Source organism: Lysinibacillus sp. fls2-241-R2A-57, from assembly GCF_030209535.1.
In the GTDB taxonomy this organism is placed as follows: Bacteria; Bacillota; Bacilli; order Bacillales_A; family Planococcaceae; genus Lysinibacillus.
Genome location: NZ_JARVRU010000016.1, coordinates 46927 through 62919 on the forward strand (window position 1 = coordinate 46927; position 15993 = coordinate 62919).

A 15993-nucleotide genomic window follows, 5' to 3' on the forward strand; every position below is an offset into this window, starting at 1 on the left:
TCATTACGCTCAATGAGGAAACTTTCAGCCAGCGATTTCCCTCCTAATTCTCTGAAATAATTTCGCGTTCATTTCTTTACTTTAAAATTTCTAAAAAATACAATAATTTTTTGCATCAAAAAAGCATCGGTTTTCACACCGATGCTTTATCCATTTAACTCATGTTAATAGTTTTTGTTGCAACTGTTTGTTGAAATGCCTGATCATGCTCCACAATAACCATTGTAGGATTAAATTTTTGAATAAGCTCTTCAATCTGCATGCGAGAATAAATATCAATAAAATTTAATGGTTCATCCCAAATATATAAATGAGCTTTTTCACATAAACTTTTGGCGATAAGCAGCTTTTTCTTTTGTCCACCAGAATAATGAGATATATCTTTCTCAAATTGAATTCGGTCAAAATCCATCTTACGTAGGATGGATTTAAATAACGTTTCATCAATCTCATGCTCTTCAATAAAGTCCGATAACAGTCCCTTCAGATGAGAAGTATCTTGTTTGACATAGGAAATAATGAGTCCTGAACTTAAATTTATTGAGCCTGTATGCTGTATCGGATTTCCTAGAATTAGTTTTAGAATACTACTTTTTCCGCTTCCATTCTTTCCGTCCAATACAATTCGGTCACCTTGTTCCACTTTAAAGCTAATTGGTGTATTCACTATTTGATCATCATACTTAATAGAGACATCAGTCAAAGCAATCAATTCATTTGAATGTAATTCCAACGGTTCTAATTTTAATGACTCCGTTTTTTCAACATTTTTTAGCAGTTTTGACTTTTCCTCAATAGCTTTTTGTTGCCTTGATTGAATGTTCTTTGCTCTTTTCATCATCTTGGCCGCTTTATGTCCTACAAAACCCTTATCTAACTTAGAACCTGAATTCGTCGTCCCGTTTTTGGAAGCTTCCACTTGATTAGACCAACCAGCTGACCGTTTTGAAGACTGTGTTAATCTCCCAATGTCTTTTTGTAGACGCTCATTAGTTGCCTCTTCGTGTTCCTGTTGTCTATCAAAATTTAACTTCCAAGAAGAATAGTTACCACTTTGAACTTCGATATTTGCCCTATTGATAGATAAAATATGGTCGACGCATCCATCTAAAAAGTTTCTGTCATGTGAAATTAAAATAAACCCTTTTTTCTTCCTTAGATAATCAGAGACCGTCTTTCGTGCATCAGTGTCTAGATGATTGGTTGGCTCATCAATTAATAAAAATTGACCCTCCGTTAAAAAAAGTGCAGCCAGTAACACCTTTGTTTGTTCACCATTTGATAATGTTTTAAATGGTCGGTACATAACCTCGGCATCAACATTTAGATAGGATATTTCACGAAGATATTCCCAATCTTCGGCTTGAGGACAAATTTCTTCAAAGATTTCATAAGTATACTTATTTTTATCCAAAACGGGATAAGGGAAATAATTAAATTCTACAGAAGAAATGATTTTCCCACTATACTCATAATTCCCTAATAATAAATTAAAGAATGTTGTTTTACCTCGTCCATTTCTACCGATAAATCCGAGTTTCCAATCCGTATCTAGTTGAAAGTTTACACCTTCAAAAATATTATCAAAGCTACCTGGATAAGAAAATGTTAAATCTTGTACTTTTATCATTGACATGATAATTCCTCCTCTGTATATCAACACTTTTTACTTTTTATACAAAGTCGGTACATCCATCTATTCTAAATTTCTCCGTATATGTTTGATGGATATTAACGACTTATACGGAGTATTACATGCGTAACAATAGTGTCTGATTCGCTCATTTCTCTCTCTCCTTTATTTATTAGATTAAGGTTACTATGAGAGAATAAAAAATCCCCCCAATTTGTAATTGGAAGGATTAGTCTTTCACTTATATGAAATAAGTTCTATTTTGCCATTGGAATCATGACAAAAAAGTATAAACTGATTTATAAAAATGGACAGACTAATCCTATATTTTGTAGTTTGAAGTTATTCATTTCAAATAAAATATAGATTAGTTAATCATTGTCCATCCATCAGTCCTCTCATCGTCGTATTATTATATTAACAAATTTTTCAATAGAATACAATGACAACAAGCAGCATCAATATCAATTCCAAATTTTTAGCGGGACATAAAATCCAAATTACACACGGTAATGGTCCGCAAGCGGGAAAAATATTATGGTTAGTGGCGCATTTTGACGTTTTAGCGGCGGTATTCGCTTGCTTAGCGGCGAAACTTGATGTTTTAGCGGTGATATTCGCTTTGTTAGCAGCGAAACTTGACTCTTTAGCGGCGATATTCGCTTAGTATGATGATGATGAGTTACCTGTTCTTTCTTTAAATCATCCATAAAAATAAGGAAGCCGCTCCAATAGTGATTAGTTACATCCACGAAACGGTTGCCTTTGCTTCAATTCGAATAACTATTTTAGATGATTTAATCCGTCGAATTTTCACGAAATGTACTCTATCTCCAATGTTTAAATTTTTTGGGTCGTCTTGATAGTTGCAAAAATGCTCATAACCATGCTGATGTATTTATTTATTACTGCCTTCATAAAGAAAAAAGGAAGCACTTAGGCTCCTTAAATAAATTTTCATTTGATTAAAAATCGGTCTAGCTAAACCCAAAACGGCAGTAACCAATTCTAAGCTGTAGCGTGTGACGACGCTATGACTTTTTTAAAGTATAGGAAACCTTAATTTGTACAAATTAATATCGAGTGTATCGTACGCTCTTATTAGGTTATGGTGTTAGTTGGCCGGCATGACTTACCCATTTGTTACAAGGTCATTCCATCCTAGTGATCCTTTAATAGTTATTTTGTTATTCTTTAACAATTTAATTTACTTATGCTACATATAGAGGTGCTTTAATTGACCACATTCGGAAAATGCTTATTTATCACTTTCTTTGTAACACTGTTTTTATTTGCAACGATTTGGGATTATTTCAAAAATGGTAATTTGGCTTTACTTGAAAACTTTTTCTTTTCCTTTTGGGTAGCAAGTTTTTTATTCATCGCATTGCTACATAGAAGTAAAAAAGATGAAACTGGGAAAAACTAAAAATAAAAGCTTATTTCTAAAAAGCTTTTTTACTGCACATTTCCCTTATATTGTTCAATTTATCTCCATGCTGTAGCGTCTGATTACGCTGCGGCTTTTCTTATGTTAAAATTTACATAACTTACATATTGAGGTGATATTATGGAAAACAATAAATTAATCTGCAAGTCCTGCGGCGGAAATTCATTTGGTGAAGGTAAACTTGATGGTTATGCTGCCTTAAGACCAGTTGATAATTTTTTCTCTACAGGATCTCCACTTATTTATACTGTGTGTCAAAATTGCGGAGAAGTAGCTTCTATTAAAGTTACTAAACCTGAAAAATTCAAATAGTTTCGTACTGAAGCTGTAGCGTCTGCAAACGTTACAGCTTTTTCTTTTCTTCATATTGTTCAGTTACTTAAAAAATAAAACTACAAAATAGAAACCTGAACTAGTAAAAACCCAATACCCATTAACCAACCAATAAAATTACTAAGATTTAAGAAACCTAAAATTTCAATTGTATATACAAAAATTCTTTTATATAATGGCTTATTACTATAATCCCCTAATTCATCTTTTAGTTGGGCAAAGCCAATTGGAATTATAAAAAATCCTATTATTATCAGGAATATTCCTATAAATAAACCTAACATTTCTATAAAAACACCCCTTAATTAATATGTGTGCTTGAACAATTTCCTCAAATAGTGCAGTAACCTGTTTTTTTATATAAATTAATTTTCTATTTCAACCAGACTATCCATGTATGAAAAATGGCGAACAACTAGAAAAGGATGTGTAGTATGAGAATACTCAGTGGAAATCCAAAAGACGAACCATTACACTATGGAGACGTGTTTAGTATCTGAACACATCTCACTGTTAAATATGGTCAGTTCCATACAGCAAAAGCTCAACTAGGCGTCCCCGGTTTAAACTGGGGTTTTTATTTTGTCTTATTCAGAACGAAATTTAATTTTTTTCAAACTCCTTTACATGATTTATTTTAGGATAACAAATTTTCTTTTACATCGTCCCAAGTTTTCCAAGCTAAGATCCCATGATACTCTCAATTGAATAAAATTTGGTTAAAAAATTTACGGATACTAAAGCACCTTCTGTATAAACTAATTTCAGGAGGTGATTTTCAATGGCGAACAACAATCAAAACTTCAGCTCAAAAATTCCCAATGCAACTCAAAATGCAATGAACGTAGAATTTGGAAATGAGACTGATGTTAATCAAATTAGACAACAAATCCAACAAGCAGAAGCTAACAAAAAACAAGCTTCTGGTTCAAAGAACTCGATGAACGTAGAATTCGGAAATGAGACTGATGTTAATCAAATTAGACAACAAATCCAACAGGCAGAAGCTAACAAAAAATTCGCTTCTGGTCGATTTTCAAACGAAAACAATACAAAATAAGTTTAAATTAGTCATCACCCACAACCGGCAACCTTTGCCGGTTTTTTGTTTCCGAATATGAATTCCTTTTAACAAAGGTTTACTCTCAATTAAAAAAGCATAAACCAATTCGAATTGTGTAATTATACTCAAATAAGCTTTTTAATGCACATTTTCCTCAAAGTGTTCAGCATTAAAATATGTTCATAGTTTTAAATCACACCTAGCTATGTTATCCTTTCATTAAATAATGCTCCAAATATTGGATGTTTAAAAATCTCTAATAACTCACTTAACAAGTACTGAAAATAACTTAGATGGTGGTGATAATTTTGAAAGGAAAATTTTTCACAGGTTTATCTTTCTTTTGTTTTATGTTGAACTTTCTTATATTTGGATTTGACTTTTTTGATTTTCTTTACGATAAAGTCATATTTACACCATTAATTATTGGAGTATTGGGTATAATAAGTGCTTTACTTGGAATTAAAGGTAATATCCGAATGATTCTTATACTGTTTAATTCGTTCTTTTCTATAGTTTTTCTATTTGCACTATTAATAGGTATATTTGGATTTCAACAACCTTAATGAGTTATTGAAGATGGGAAATCTCATCTTTTTTACTGCACAATTTCCTCATATTGTTCAGTTAATCTCTATGCTGTAGCGTCTAATCACACCGCATTTTTTATGTCACAATTTACATAAATTACATATTGAGGTGATTATTATTTTACTTATTAGAAAGCACAAATATATTTTTTACTTCGTAACAATGTTTTTATTTTCATCTATTTGGGATTATTTCAGAAAAGGTAATTGGGATTTGCTTAATAACCTCTTCTTTTCTTTATGGCTAGCGATTGTTTACGCTTTCGTAAATTGGGCGTGGGATAGTAAAAAATATGAAAAGAAATAGCAAAGTGCTCAGTAAGTCATTTTAAGTTTTCAGCGTTAACTATCTCTTCTTTAACAGATTTCGCTACCTCTGATACCCATAAAAATTATCGACATGAAACTTTTAAAACTCTCATTCGTAAAACTTCTATGGAGGTGCTGTATGAAAGATATTTTTAAAGGGATTCTAGCAGTAATCTTAGCCTTAGCTATATGGGATGGAATTAAATACATATGGAATTTTTTTATTTAAACACCAAGAAAACAGCCAATTTTTTGTTGTTTTTTCTGTTTGAACAAATGTTTTCAATCTTCTGCTGATCATTTTCTTTCCAACACGAACTAATTCAAAACCATCAGTCAATATCCAATCCGTATCAACATTTTCAATCAGCGGCATCTTTCCTAAGCGTTCTATTGCAATTTTTCGCACGCTTTGATCAAAGTCGCCACGCTTCACGATTTTAGCTAAGAATTTTGTAGCAATATCTGGATAGAAGTATGTTCGGCATTTCCAACATTCATCCAAAAAAATAACTCAGAGGTCATTCAAACCTCTGAGTTATTGCTTTTTATTTAGATAACGCCTTCATATCTGCCACAATCGTCTCAACTGGTACTTCTGTGTTACCGGAATAATCCTTCACAACAATCCCATCAGCATTGACTAAGTAAAAACTTCCCATATGTATAACTTGGTCAGAATTAGGGTCATTTCTTACGTGTGAATTAAACGATTTCATTGCAAACTGTTCAATGAATTTTTGATCATAGCCAGTTAAGAGCTGCCATTTACTTGCATCAGGCACTGAATATGATTTTAAGTAATTGGTTAAAACATCTGGTTTATCAACCTCAGGATCAACACTAAAAGCTACGATTTGATAGTCTTCCACGCCTTCATCCTGAAGTGCCTTTTGCACCTCTGTCATGTTAGACGTCATTGGTGGACAAATGGTATTACAGTTAGTGAAGATAAACATTGCTAACCATGGCTTACCTTTAAAAGTATCAAGGCTTACCTTTTCATTTTTTTGATTTGTAACCGAAAAATCTTGTACTTCTATATTCAGTTCTGGTTCAAATTTGTAACTACCACAAGCAGCTAATAGGCTACTTAAAACTAGTATCAAAACGAGCATGACACTTTTCTTTTTCATATCTTTTCCACTTCCCTTCAATTTACCATCGTTTTTAATTGTATAAATTATAGAAACTAAATACAAGATTATGAGCATATACTTCTATTTTTATATGTCGAACCTTTGTATTTTGTATGATTTTGACATATTTATATCCTGTATATTCCAAATAAATCACTCTTTTTTTAAAATTTTTTAAAGCTGTTTTTTACTATTTTGATTATTTCCCAAGACGCTATTCCAGTTGTTGTATAACAACGTTTTTTTACACTTTAATATTTTCTGCCATTCAATGCCAGAATAACAATTTCCACAAAATTCTCTTTCATGTTAAAATTTTCTCCTACATTCGATATTATTATCATTAAACTATTTTAATAATATTATTCTTATCGATAAACCCATTCTCTTTTATACGATTTTTTTCTATTAAATCCTTATTATTTCTATGTTATTTCCACAAACTTAAAGAGATTAAAAATTATAAAAACTCAAAATTTAGTATTGCATTATAAGAATCTACCCCATAAAATAAGTGAATATAACGACGACTCAAAAAGAAATATGTGGTTTAAAACAGAAATATAACACTTTAAGGGGAATAATAATGGCTAACATTTCTGGGAACAAAAATATAGAATCAGTTGACTATAATGCAATTGAAGCTATGGAATCGTTCAACAAGTTCGTAAAAAAGAAGAATACCTTCCTTTTCTCGATTACAGCAGCGTTTTTATTACTTTATATTTTGCTACCAATCCTTGCTTTTCAACCTGTACTACAACAAAAAATCTTCGGAAATATTACGGGCGTTTGGGTTTATTCAGCAGGATTATTCATTATGACGATCGTTCTTTGTACAGTATATGTAAAAAAAGCTGCTTCATTCGATAAAGCTGCAGCGGCAGTGCTTGCAGAGTATCACGCGAAAGGTGGAAAATAAATGAACTTAGTATCCGTTGGTTTCTTTCTAGCAATCGTTAGTTTAACACTTGTTGTAACATTTATCGCAGCAAAGCGTACGTCTTCTGCCGCTGATTTCTATACTGCTGGTGGTGGTCTTAAAGGTTGGCAAAACGGCTTTGCTATCGCTGGTGACTATTTATCCGCAGCCGCATTTCTTGGGGTGTCCGGTGCGATTGCTTTAACTGGTTTTGATGGTTTCTTCTTCTCTGTAGGCTATGTAGTGGCTAACTTAGTTCTTCTTTATATTATTGCAGAGCCTATGCGTAACTTAGGTCGTTATACTTTAGCTGATATGCTTACTTCACGTTTCAACGAAAAACGTATTCGCGGGGTTGCTGCGACAGGAACAATTATCATCGTAATCCTTTATATGATTGCACAATTAGTAGGTGCAGGTGCCCTTATTAAACTATTATTTGGTATTGAGTACTGGATTGCGGTTTTAATCGTAGGTGTTATGATGACTACTTATGTATTATTCGGTGGAATGACAGCTACTTCTTGGGTGCAAATTATTAAAGCTAGTCTTCTATTATTCGGGACAGGCTTATTAGCTACATTAGTATTAATTAAATTTGATTTCTCTCTTATGAAAATGTTTGATACGATCGCTGTGGATCACGGTGAAAAATTCCTTGTACCAGGGATGAAATATACAAGTACAATTGACTCTGTTTCGATGATGATGGCGCTTGTTTTAGGGACATCTGGGTTACCACATATTTTAATGCGTTTCTTTACAGTGAAAGATGCCAAAACTGCTCGTTCTTCTATTTCATGGACAACTTGGATTACAGCTATTTTCTTCTCATTAACTATTTTCTTAGGTTTTGGAGCATTAAACTTTGTAGGTATCGATAAAATCCTTGCTGAAAGTAAAGCTGGTAACACTGCTGCCCCACTTCTTGCTAATTTCTTGGGTGGTGATGTGTTAATGGCATTTATCGGTGCAGTAGCATTCGCAACCATTTTAGCCGTTGTTTCAGGTTTAGTTTTAACAGGTGCTTCTGCTATTTCACATGATATTTATGGTGAAATTATTAAAGGTGGTAAATTAACAGAAAAGCAACAAGTTGTAGCGGCTCGTACTGGCTCTATTTCTATTGCCATTGTTTCTATTATCCTAGCGTTATTTGCACAAAACTTGAATGTATCGTTTTTAGTATCCTTTGCATTTTGTATTGGTGCTTCAGCAAATTTACCTGTTATTCTTTACACAATTTACTGGAAAAAATTCAATTCAACAGGTGCTATAGCAGCAATGGTAACTGGTTTAGTATCATGCTTAGTTTTAGGTGCTATGGGTCCTAATGTATGGAGCCCGGTTGAAGGTGCGGCCATCTTTGTTGGAAATCCTATCGTACCTTTAGCAGTACCAGCAGTTATTACAATTCCACTTGGTTTTATCGCCGGTTACTTAGGCTCTGTTCTATCTTCTAGCAAAGTACCACAGGAAGAAGCAGATCGCATTTATAAAGAAATTCGCGTTAAAGCAAATACAGGGGTATCTGTTTCTGACGTTTCTCATTAATTTCGCGCTTTTCACAATCCATATTATTACAACAATGTCTATCAATATTCCTATCACATTAATAAAAATATCAGGTTAAAAAACTCGATTTCCGATCGAGTTTTTTAATTTTTTATTACAAAAAATTTACCAATTAACTTATTGAACAATACTATTCACTTCTCAAAAAAACGAAAAAAAACAATTTCCACAAAGTAAATAGTGTTTATTTTTTTAGAAAAAAACGACCATTTTTTCAAATTGCAACCCCTTTTTTTGCTCCAAAATCCAGAGTTGACCTAACTCCATTTATATATCCGAATTTTCTATCCCCCTTTTATTTCTATGCTTTGTCACGTATTTTCTCTTTCAAGATCTTTTTTCTAAAAATTATTTTTTTATAATTTTTCTGAAATGTATTGCAATTTTGTGAACTCTTTCATAAAATGAAGATGTGAATTCACTAAACTAGCAAAATTTAGTCTTTAAGCAGGAAAAATAAACACAAAATGGGGAATGTTAATGGCGAACAATCAAGCAAACAAGGGCGTCGTGATTGACTATGATGCAATTGCAAATCAAGAATCATTTAAAGTGCTTGTACGAAAAAAGAATTCATTTCTTTGGTCAATGACTGTAATCTTTTTAGCAGCTTACATGTTGTTACCAATTCTTACTTCGTACACGACAATACTACACCAAAAGGCATTTGGGGAAATTACTTGGGTGTGGGTATATTCAGCAGGATTATTCATCATGACATGGGGGCTATGTCACATATATGTAGCAAAAGCGAATAGCTTTGATAAAGAGGCAAAGGCGATTATCGCTGAATACGAGAATGGAGGTGGCCGCTGATGACTAACGGAATGAGCTTTACAGCGATTTTCTTCTTCGTAGCCATTGTTGGTTTAACATTAGTTATTACATGGTGGGCATCTAAACGAACTTCTTCTGCAAGTGATTTCTACACTGCGGGCGGTGGATTAACAGGCTGGCAAAATGGACTAGCCATCGCTGGTGACTACTTATCTGCAGCTTCTTTCTTAGGGATTGCCGGAGCAGTAGCATTATTTGGATTTGATGGATTCTTCTTCTCTATTGGTTATTTAGTAGCTTACTTAGTGGTATTATACATCGTTGCTGAGCCATTACGTAACCTAGGTAAATTCACATTAGCTGACATGATCACTGCGCGTTTCGACAGCTCTAAAGTTCGTGGTACAGCAGCTTTAAGCACTATTACAATTGTTTTATTCTACATGATTGCACAACTAGTTGGTGCAGGAGCACTTATTCAATTACTTTTAGGAATCGACTATTGGGTTGCAGTGTTAATCGTAGGTGTTATGATGACAACTTACGTATTATTCGGCGGTATGACTGCAACATCTTGGGTACAAATTATCAAAGCTTGTCTTTTAATGTTGGGTACTGTCATTATTTCATTCTTAGTATTAAAAGAGTTTGGCTTTAGCATCACAACGATGTTTAAAGAAATGGAAACTGCTACTGATAGCGGTGCAGCTTATTTGAATCCAGGTCTTAAATATCAAAATGGTATTGATACAATTTCAATGTTAATCGCTTTAGTATTAGGTACAGCTGGTCTTCCACATATCCTAATGCGCTTCTTTACAGTAAAAGATGCGAAAACTGCTCGTTCCTCAGTAATTTGGGCTACTTGGATTGTAGGTATCTTCTACATTCTAACAATCTTCTTAGGCTTCGGTGCAGCTAAATTCGTTGGTAAAGAAGAGATTATTGCTGCAAACGCTGCAGGTAACATGGCTGCTCCTCTTCTTGCAGAAGCGCTTGGCGGAGACATCCTATTCTCATTCGTATGTGCGGTAGCTTTCGCAACAATCTTAGCGGTAGTAGCTGGTCTTGTACTTTCTGGAGCATCTGCCCTTTCACATGATATTTACGGTCAAATCATTAAAAAAGGGAACGTTACAGAGAAAGAGCAAGTACTTGCAGCTCGAATCGGTTCAATCACAATCGCTATTATTTCAATTCTTTTAGCACTTGGTGCACAAACATTAAACGTAGCGTTCTTAGTATCACTTGCGTTCTGTATTGCAGGTTCAGCTAACCTACCTGTAATCATCTATACAATCTATTGGAAACGCTTTAATACAGCTGGTGCTGTAACGGCAATGTTAACTGGTTTAATCTCTGCATTAGTACTTGTTGCAGTTTCACCAAACATCTGGAATCCAGTTGAAGGAAAAGCAATTTTCGTTGGGAATCCGTTAATTAATTTAACGAATCCAGCTATTATCTCTGTACCACTTGGCTTCCTAGGAGGTTTCATCGGAACATTACTTTCTAAAGAATCAGATGCCAAAAAATATCGTGAAGTGGAAGTTAAAGCAAACACAGGTATTTCTGTACAGGATGTATCTCACTAATAATATGACAACGGCCTCGTAAGTTACATACTTACGAGGTTTTACTTTTTCTTGGCTCATCACCAAGTTTGAGATGGGAGTGGAGGCTGAACGACTCCTTAGGGATCAGCGTACAGACTAGCTCAAACGAAGCAGCTTTTTCAGACGCCCCAAAGAAAGCCGCTTAGTCGGAACGGACATCACCCTCGCTTTGCCTTTTCCTTCCGTTTTCGGTACTATATTTACAAATGACAGTTGGAGGTAAGGTAACATGACACAATCAAAAGCAAAAAAGAAGCGCATGCATGAAAAGCGCACTCAAGGAAAAGACGTAGAAAAAATCGTCAATTCTCCCCTTTCAGCACACATGAGCGTCTAACGAAAACTAAAAAAGAAAGCATCGAACAAAATTTCACAAAGCATAGAAAACCCAACCACTCAGATGATTATTAGTGGTTGGGTTTTGCTTTTAATGAGACATCTAGATGTTTATAAGTACTACGTTCTGGATTGAACTACTCCCACTTCGCTAACTTAGAAGTGGGAGATTCCTAAGAACACCTCCGTAACCGAAAGTTTGGATTAGGATATCCCCGAAGTTCCTGCGGCTAGAAGTCTTATCGCTTCATTTTTAAGAAATTGTCCTGCGTTAATATTTCAAACATGATGTGTTCCACAGGGTGGGCTTTTAGTGATATTACTATTTTTATCAGCGATATTTGATGCTTTATCAGCGATATTGAGGTTTTATCAGCGGTTCTGGCTCTTTTATCAGCGATATTGAGGTTTTATCAGCGGTTCTGGCTCTTTTATCAGCGATATCGAGGTTTTATCAGCGGTTCTGGTACTTTTATCAGCGATATCGAGGTTTTATCAGCGGTCCCAGCTCTTTTATCAGCGATTTTGAGGTTTTATCAGCAATTCCGACTCTTTTATCAGCGATTCTGGTCCTTAAAAAAACACAGCTGCTCTAAAAAAAGCAGCTGTGTTTTTTGTTATAAATTATAAAATATTGTCGTATTTCTTGTGATGATGCGCGCCGCTTCCTGCGTTGTAATCCCCTTGATTGAAGCGATAACCTCCATGGAATGATTCATCATCCATGGAGACGTCCGTTTATTGTCAAAGGGATCTTCAAATGGCCACGGTCCATCGGTTTCTACCATCATCAGCTCAATTGGGTATTTTTTGATAACCTGTTGAATCTCCGTCTCATACGTACAATCAGGCGTTACAGAAATGAAATACCCATTTTGAATCATTCGTTCAATCACTTCCTCATCGCCTTTAAACCAATGGAAATGTGCTTTCTTTACATGATGCTTTTCCAACAAATCACAAGCAATAGCCGCATCCTCATAAACAGCATGTAAAATAATCGGTTTATTTAATTCCTTCGCCAGCAAAATAAACCGTTCTAACAATGCCACATACGGAAGATCATCAATAGCCTTCTCTTGTTTCAAATAATAAGGTAACCCTACCTCACCAATAGCTACCATGTCATAAGCATGTTGGCGTATCCAATCGAATAATGCCTCTTCTTCCATAACACCTAGTAACGCTTGTTCAGGATGAAAACCAAACGCCGCCTTTACCTTTGCAAAGGTTTTCGACAACTTCAACGTTTTTTCACACGATTCAATATTCATGCTAACAGCAATGACATGTTCAGCTTCCTCTAGCAAAGTTGGTACTTCATTCTCCAAATACTGATCTAAATGAATATGCGCATCAATCAACATTCCGTCATCCTTTTCTTCTTTTAAGTAAGTAAATAACTGTTGCTTTAATGCTGTAAATGTTGCGGAATGGCGGATTTCCTCTTGTCGTGGCCTCGCAAAAGGTACAATAATTTCCTTTTTAATCGTAGCTGGTCGTTTCGTTAAGACAATGATGCGATCCGCTAAAAAAAGTGCTTCCTCGATACTATGAGTAACAAATACAATAGATTTACGATATTCCTCCCATATCGATAAAAGCCACGCCTGCATTTCAAGCCTTGTAAACTCATCAAGTGCAGAGAACGGTTCATCTAAGCATAAAATCGGCTTGTCACTGACAATTGCACGGATAAATGATACCCGTTGTTGCATACCACCAGACAGCTCATTTGGATATGCATTTTCAAACGATGCGAGTCCCACTTTGTCTAACCATTCCTTGGCACGTTCAATATTCGGTTTTTGCTGAAGCTCCTCAACGATCGTGATATTTTCTACTATCGTACGCCAAGGCAGTAAACATGGTTGCTGAGGCATATAGCCAATCGTTCCTCTTTTTTGCTGGATATCGGTACCGTTTAATAAGATAGCTCCCTTATCAATAGAAATCACACCACCAATTAATTGAAAGAGTGTGCTTTTTCCACTTCCTGACGGACCAATAATCGCCACAAATTCCCCGTCCTTCACTTCAAAAGATAAATTACGAATGACTGGAAGGGAATCAAAGGATTTATCAATGTTTTGAATGCTGAGCATGTAGGCCCCTCCCCTTCACAACAAGCTTTTCTAATAATCGAATAGCACTGAATAATAGTAAACTTAAAATTACAATGGCAAAAATCGCTACAAACACACGATCTGTTCGAAATGAAGATTGTGCCAATGTCATATAGACACCAATCCCCTTTTTCGCACCTAGCCATTCCGCAATGACCGCTCCCATAACGCTATAGGTTGCCGCGATCTTAATGCCTGAAAAAATCGCTGGATACGCATACGGCCATTCAAGTTTCCAAAAGGTTTGTGCTTTCGTTGCACCGACCATCTCAAAATAATGTTTCAGCTCTGGTGAGGTTTGACGAAAGCCATCCATTGCTGAGATCACAATGGGGAAAAAACATACGAGACAAATAATAATAAGCTTTGGCAATAAACCAAATCCAAACCAAATGATTAATAACGGTGCTAGGACGAGCACAGGGACATTCTGAGACATAATGAGAATAGGATAAAATAGCTCCCGAATAAACGTAAAACGATGTAATAACACGGCAACCGTTAACCCGAACATTATCCCAATGGCAAGACCTAGAAGTGCTAATTGAACAGTTGCAAACGCATGCGGCAAGAACGTTTCATACGATTGAAAGCCTTCTTTCAAGATGGCACTTGGTGCAGGCAATAGCCAATGTGGAACATCTGCAAAACGGACAATTAGTTCCCATATGAATAAGAGGAAGGCGATAAAAATTATCGTCCTTCCTTGTTTGATTACCGACTTCATCACTGGTATTTCTCCGTTAATGTACCCATTGTAATACCTGATGGTTGATATAAAATTTTCACTTGAGTAATGACATTAATAGCACCAAGCTCTATCATCTTATCATTCATTTTTTCGATGATTTGTAATAAAGTCGATAGCTCACCCTCCATTGTCGTTTCTAATGGATGAACTTCATATTTCACCCCTGATGCGTCTATAACGGCAATCGCTGCATCGACAAATGGAATAACATCTTCATATTTTTCAGTTTTCGGGATAATTTGTACACTAATTAATGAGTTTGCCATGTTATTTTGTCTCCTTTTTCGGTAAAAAGTCATTTGTAAATGCTTGTTCTGCGTTAAATTCGCCCTCTAAAACTTTGTTGTCGGCCATCCATTTTGCGTAGTTCTCCCAGACAGTTAGCTTTTGCTCGCCCCATTGCGCCGCATCGTCTTGATACTTATCTGCTAGCCATTCCTGACTTTTATGCACAAGGTCTTTATCTAAGTCAGGTACCTCTTTTAATAAAATATCAGCCGCCTCACTCGGATGACTTATCGCATATTCATAGCCCTTTGCTGCAGCAGCGACAAACGCTTTGACTGTATCTGGATCATCCTTAATCATTTTTTCATTTGTAGCAAGTACAGGTGTGTAATAATCTAACTGATCACTATAATCTGTTAAATAAAGCATGTTCAATTTTTCACCACGAAGTTCTGCTTCAATCCCTGTCCATGCATAATAAATCCAGGCAAAATCAATATCTTTTTTCATCATTGTGAAGAAATCCAAATCACCTGCATTGACAATATCTAACTTATTAATATCCGCATTTTCTGTTTGCATAAGTGATTGTAGGACAGCCTTTTCAAGTGGTGCACCCCAGCCACCATATGTTTTACCTTCAAAATCCTTCGGTGACGTAATCCCTTTAGATGCAGTGGATGCAAAGCCAGAAGTATTATGTTGAATAATCGCTGCAATCGATACTAAAGGTACATCCTGCACACGTGCCTGTGTAATCCCTTCTTGGTAGCTTACGCCAAACTGAGCCTTACCAGACGCCACTAGTTGATCTGCACCCGTTTCGCCAGGTAATAAAATTTCAACATCTAAGCCCTGTTCTTTAAAGTAGCCAAGTTTTTCCGCTACATATAAACCTGTATGATTTGTATTCGGTGTCCAATCTAGCACGACCGATACCTTTTTTAATGCATTCGCATCGTTTTTATCCTTTGTCTCCTCTTTTTTGCTACAACCCACTAATGTTAAAAGTGTAGCCATCAGAATCAATAACCATTTTTTCATGTTTAATCCTCCCAGTAAGTAATGTGAAAGTGTTCATGAATGAATGTTTCCACCAGAAGAAAGCGTATTCACAATTAGTATGTACCCAAGGCTTGCACATA

At 35.4% G+C, this 15993-nt stretch carries 16 protein-coding genes and 1 pseudogene; 8 read left to right on the forward strand and 9 right to left on the reverse strand.

The genetic code is table 11. The features are described 5' to 3' along the window. Window positions 1–154: 154 nt before the first annotated feature. Complete coding sequence (locus QRN68_RS03165) at window positions 155–1636, reverse strand: Lsa family ABC-F type ribosomal protection protein (protein ID WP_285395234.1); 1482 nt, start codon at window positions 1634–1636, stop codon at window positions 155–157. Between the two features lie 439 nt (window positions 1637–2075). Here QRN68_RS03165 and QRN68_RS03170 point away from each other — a divergent pair, with 439 nt between their 5' ends. From QRN68_RS03170 to QRN68_RS03180, 3 genes are all read left to right on the forward strand, one after another. Then, window positions 2076–2300: a hypothetical protein gene (locus tag QRN68_RS03170; protein WP_285395235.1), complete on the forward strand. Its 225-nt coding sequence runs from the start codon at window positions 2076–2078 to the stop codon at window positions 2298–2300. Window positions 2301–2870: 570 nt separating this feature from the next. After that, window positions 2871–3062, forward strand: a complete 192-nt coding sequence (locus tag QRN68_RS03175; RefSeq protein WP_285395236.1) for an RNA polymerase subunit sigma — start codon at window positions 2871–2873, stop codon at window positions 3060–3062. Window positions 3063–3203: 141 nt separating this feature from the next. Continuing rightward, entirely contained in the window at window positions 3204–3395 is a 192-nt protein-coding gene (locus tag QRN68_RS03180) for a hypothetical protein (protein ID WP_285395237.1), read from the forward strand. Window positions 3396–3475: 80 nt separating this feature from the next. Here QRN68_RS03180 and QRN68_RS03185 read toward each other — a convergent pair whose 3' ends face one another. Next, window positions 3476–3700 (reverse strand): hypothetical protein, encoded by a 225-nt coding sequence (locus QRN68_RS03185; RefSeq protein WP_285395238.1) that lies wholly within the window; start codon window positions 3698–3700, stop codon window positions 3476–3478. 497 nt (window positions 3701–4197) lie between these two features. Between QRN68_RS03185 and QRN68_RS03190 the strand changes: the two genes are divergently transcribed. Further along, complete coding sequence (locus QRN68_RS03190; protein WP_285395239.1) at window positions 4198–4476, forward strand: gamma-type small acid-soluble spore protein; 279 nt, start codon at window positions 4198–4200, stop codon at window positions 4474–4476. Window positions 4477–5559: 1083 nt separating this feature from the next. On the opposite strand, the gene QRN68_RS03195 is transcribed toward QRN68_RS03190, so the two are convergent. Together QRN68_RS03195 and QRN68_RS03200 are read right to left on the reverse strand one after the other, a co-directional pair. Then, entirely contained in the window at window positions 5560–5883 is a 324-nt protein-coding gene (locus QRN68_RS03195; RefSeq protein WP_285395240.1) for a hypothetical protein, read from the reverse strand. A 43-nt stretch (window positions 5884–5926) separates the two neighbouring features. Further along, window positions 5927–6514 (reverse strand): SCO family protein, encoded by a 588-nt coding sequence (locus tag QRN68_RS03200; RefSeq protein WP_285395241.1) that lies wholly within the window; start codon window positions 6512–6514, stop codon window positions 5927–5929. A 589-nt stretch (window positions 6515–7103) separates the two neighbouring features. On the opposite strand from QRN68_RS03200, the gene QRN68_RS03205 reads away from it, so the two are divergent. From QRN68_RS03205 to QRN68_RS03220, 4 genes are all read left to right on the forward strand, one after another. Beyond that, entirely contained in the window at window positions 7104–7439 is a 336-nt protein-coding gene (locus QRN68_RS03205) for a DUF485 domain-containing protein (protein ID WP_285395242.1), read from the forward strand. Further along, the gene (locus tag QRN68_RS03210; RefSeq protein WP_285395243.1) at window positions 7440–8993 is read left to right on the forward strand and encodes a solute symporter family protein; all 1554 of its coding nucleotides are present in this window, start codon (window positions 7440–7442) and stop codon (window positions 8991–8993) included. Between the two features lie 501 nt (window positions 8994–9494). Next, window positions 9495–9830 carry a DUF485 domain-containing protein gene (locus QRN68_RS03215; RefSeq protein WP_285395244.1) on the forward strand — a complete coding sequence of 112 codons (336 nt, stop codon included), beginning with the start codon at window positions 9495–9497 and terminating at the stop codon, window positions 9828–9830. A gap of 11 nt (window positions 9831–9841) precedes the next feature. Beyond that, a complete protein-coding gene (locus QRN68_RS03220) occupies window positions 9842–11386 on the forward strand; it encodes a solute symporter family protein (protein ID WP_285395287.1) in 1545 nt (514 codons plus the stop codon). 974 nt (window positions 11387–12360) lie between these two features. Here the strand turns inward: QRN68_RS03220 and QRN68_RS27035 are convergent. From QRN68_RS27035 to QRN68_RS03245, 5 genes and pseudogenes are all read right to left on the reverse strand, one after another. Beyond that, entirely contained in the window at window positions 12361–13110 is a 750-nt protein-coding gene (locus QRN68_RS27035) for a TatD family hydrolase (protein WP_285395288.1), read from the reverse strand. Further along, a pseudogene (locus QRN68_RS27040) lies at window positions 13111–13848 on the reverse strand (ABC transporter ATP-binding protein); the annotation flags it as partial. Further along, window positions 13826–14596, reverse strand: coding sequence for an ABC transporter permease (locus tag QRN68_RS03235; RefSeq protein ID WP_285395289.1), 771 nt, complete (start codon window positions 14594–14596; stop codon window positions 13826–13828). The gene QRN68_RS03235 and the pseudogene QRN68_RS27040, both read right to left, overlap by 23 nt. Further along, on the reverse strand, window positions 14596–14886 hold the full coding sequence (locus QRN68_RS03240; protein WP_285395245.1) for a thiamine-binding protein: 291 nt from the start codon (window positions 14884–14886) through the stop codon (window positions 14596–14598). Before QRN68_RS03240 ends, QRN68_RS03235 begins: the two co-directional genes overlap by 1 nt. A 1-nt stretch (window position 14887) precedes the next feature. Continuing rightward, window positions 14888–15892 (reverse strand): ABC transporter substrate-binding protein, encoded by a 1005-nt coding sequence (locus tag QRN68_RS03245; RefSeq protein ID WP_285395246.1) that lies wholly within the window; start codon window positions 15890–15892, stop codon window positions 14888–14890. Window positions 15893–15993 lie beyond the last annotated feature (101 nt).

Bases quoted from the DNA above. Each gene is read 5' to 3' on its own strand.
- QRN68_RS03165 (WP_285395234.1), bottom strand. From the start codon at position 1,636: ATGTCAATGATAAAAGTACAAGATTTAACATTTTCTTATCCAGGTAGC.
- QRN68_RS03170 (WP_285395235.1), top strand. From the start codon at position 2,076: ATGACAACAAGCAGCATCAATATCAATTCCAAATTTTTAGCGGGACAT.
- QRN68_RS03180 (WP_285395237.1), top strand. From the start codon at position 3,204: ATGGAAAACAATAAATTAATCTGCAAGTCCTGCGGCGGAAATTCATTT.
- QRN68_RS03185 (WP_285395238.1), bottom strand. From the start codon at position 3,700: ATGTTAGGTTTATTTATAGGAATATTCCTGATAATAATAGGATTTTTT.
- QRN68_RS03190 (WP_285395239.1), top strand. From the start codon at position 4,198: ATGGCGAACAACAATCAAAACTTCAGCTCAAAAATTCCCAATGCAACT.
- QRN68_RS03200 (WP_285395241.1), bottom strand. From the start codon at position 6,514: ATGAAAAAGAAAAGTGTCATGCTCGTTTTGATACTAGTTTTAAGTAGC.
- QRN68_RS03205 (WP_285395242.1), top strand. From the start codon at position 7,104: ATGGCTAACATTTCTGGGAACAAAAATATAGAATCAGTTGACTATAAT.
- QRN68_RS03210 (WP_285395243.1), top strand. From the start codon at position 7,440: ATGAACTTAGTATCCGTTGGTTTCTTTCTAGCAATCGTTAGTTTAACA.
- QRN68_RS03215 (WP_285395244.1), top strand. From the start codon at position 9,495: ATGGCGAACAATCAAGCAAACAAGGGCGTCGTGATTGACTATGATGCA.
- QRN68_RS03220 (WP_285395287.1), top strand. From the start codon at position 9,842: ATGAGCTTTACAGCGATTTTCTTCTTCGTAGCCATTGTTGGTTTAACA.
- QRN68_RS27035 (WP_285395288.1), bottom strand. From the start codon at position 13,110: ATGTTGATTGATGCGCATATTCATTTAGATCAGTATTTGGAGAATGAA.
- QRN68_RS03235 (WP_285395289.1), bottom strand. From the start codon at position 14,596: ATGAAGTCGGTAATCAAACAAGGAAGGACGATAATTTTTATCGCCTTC.
- QRN68_RS03240 (WP_285395245.1), bottom strand. From the start codon at position 14,886: ATGGCAAACTCATTAATTAGTGTACAAATTATCCCGAAAACTGAAAAA.
- QRN68_RS03245 (WP_285395246.1), bottom strand. From the start codon at position 15,892: ATGAAAAAATGGTTATTGATTCTGATGGCTACACTTTTAACATTAGTG.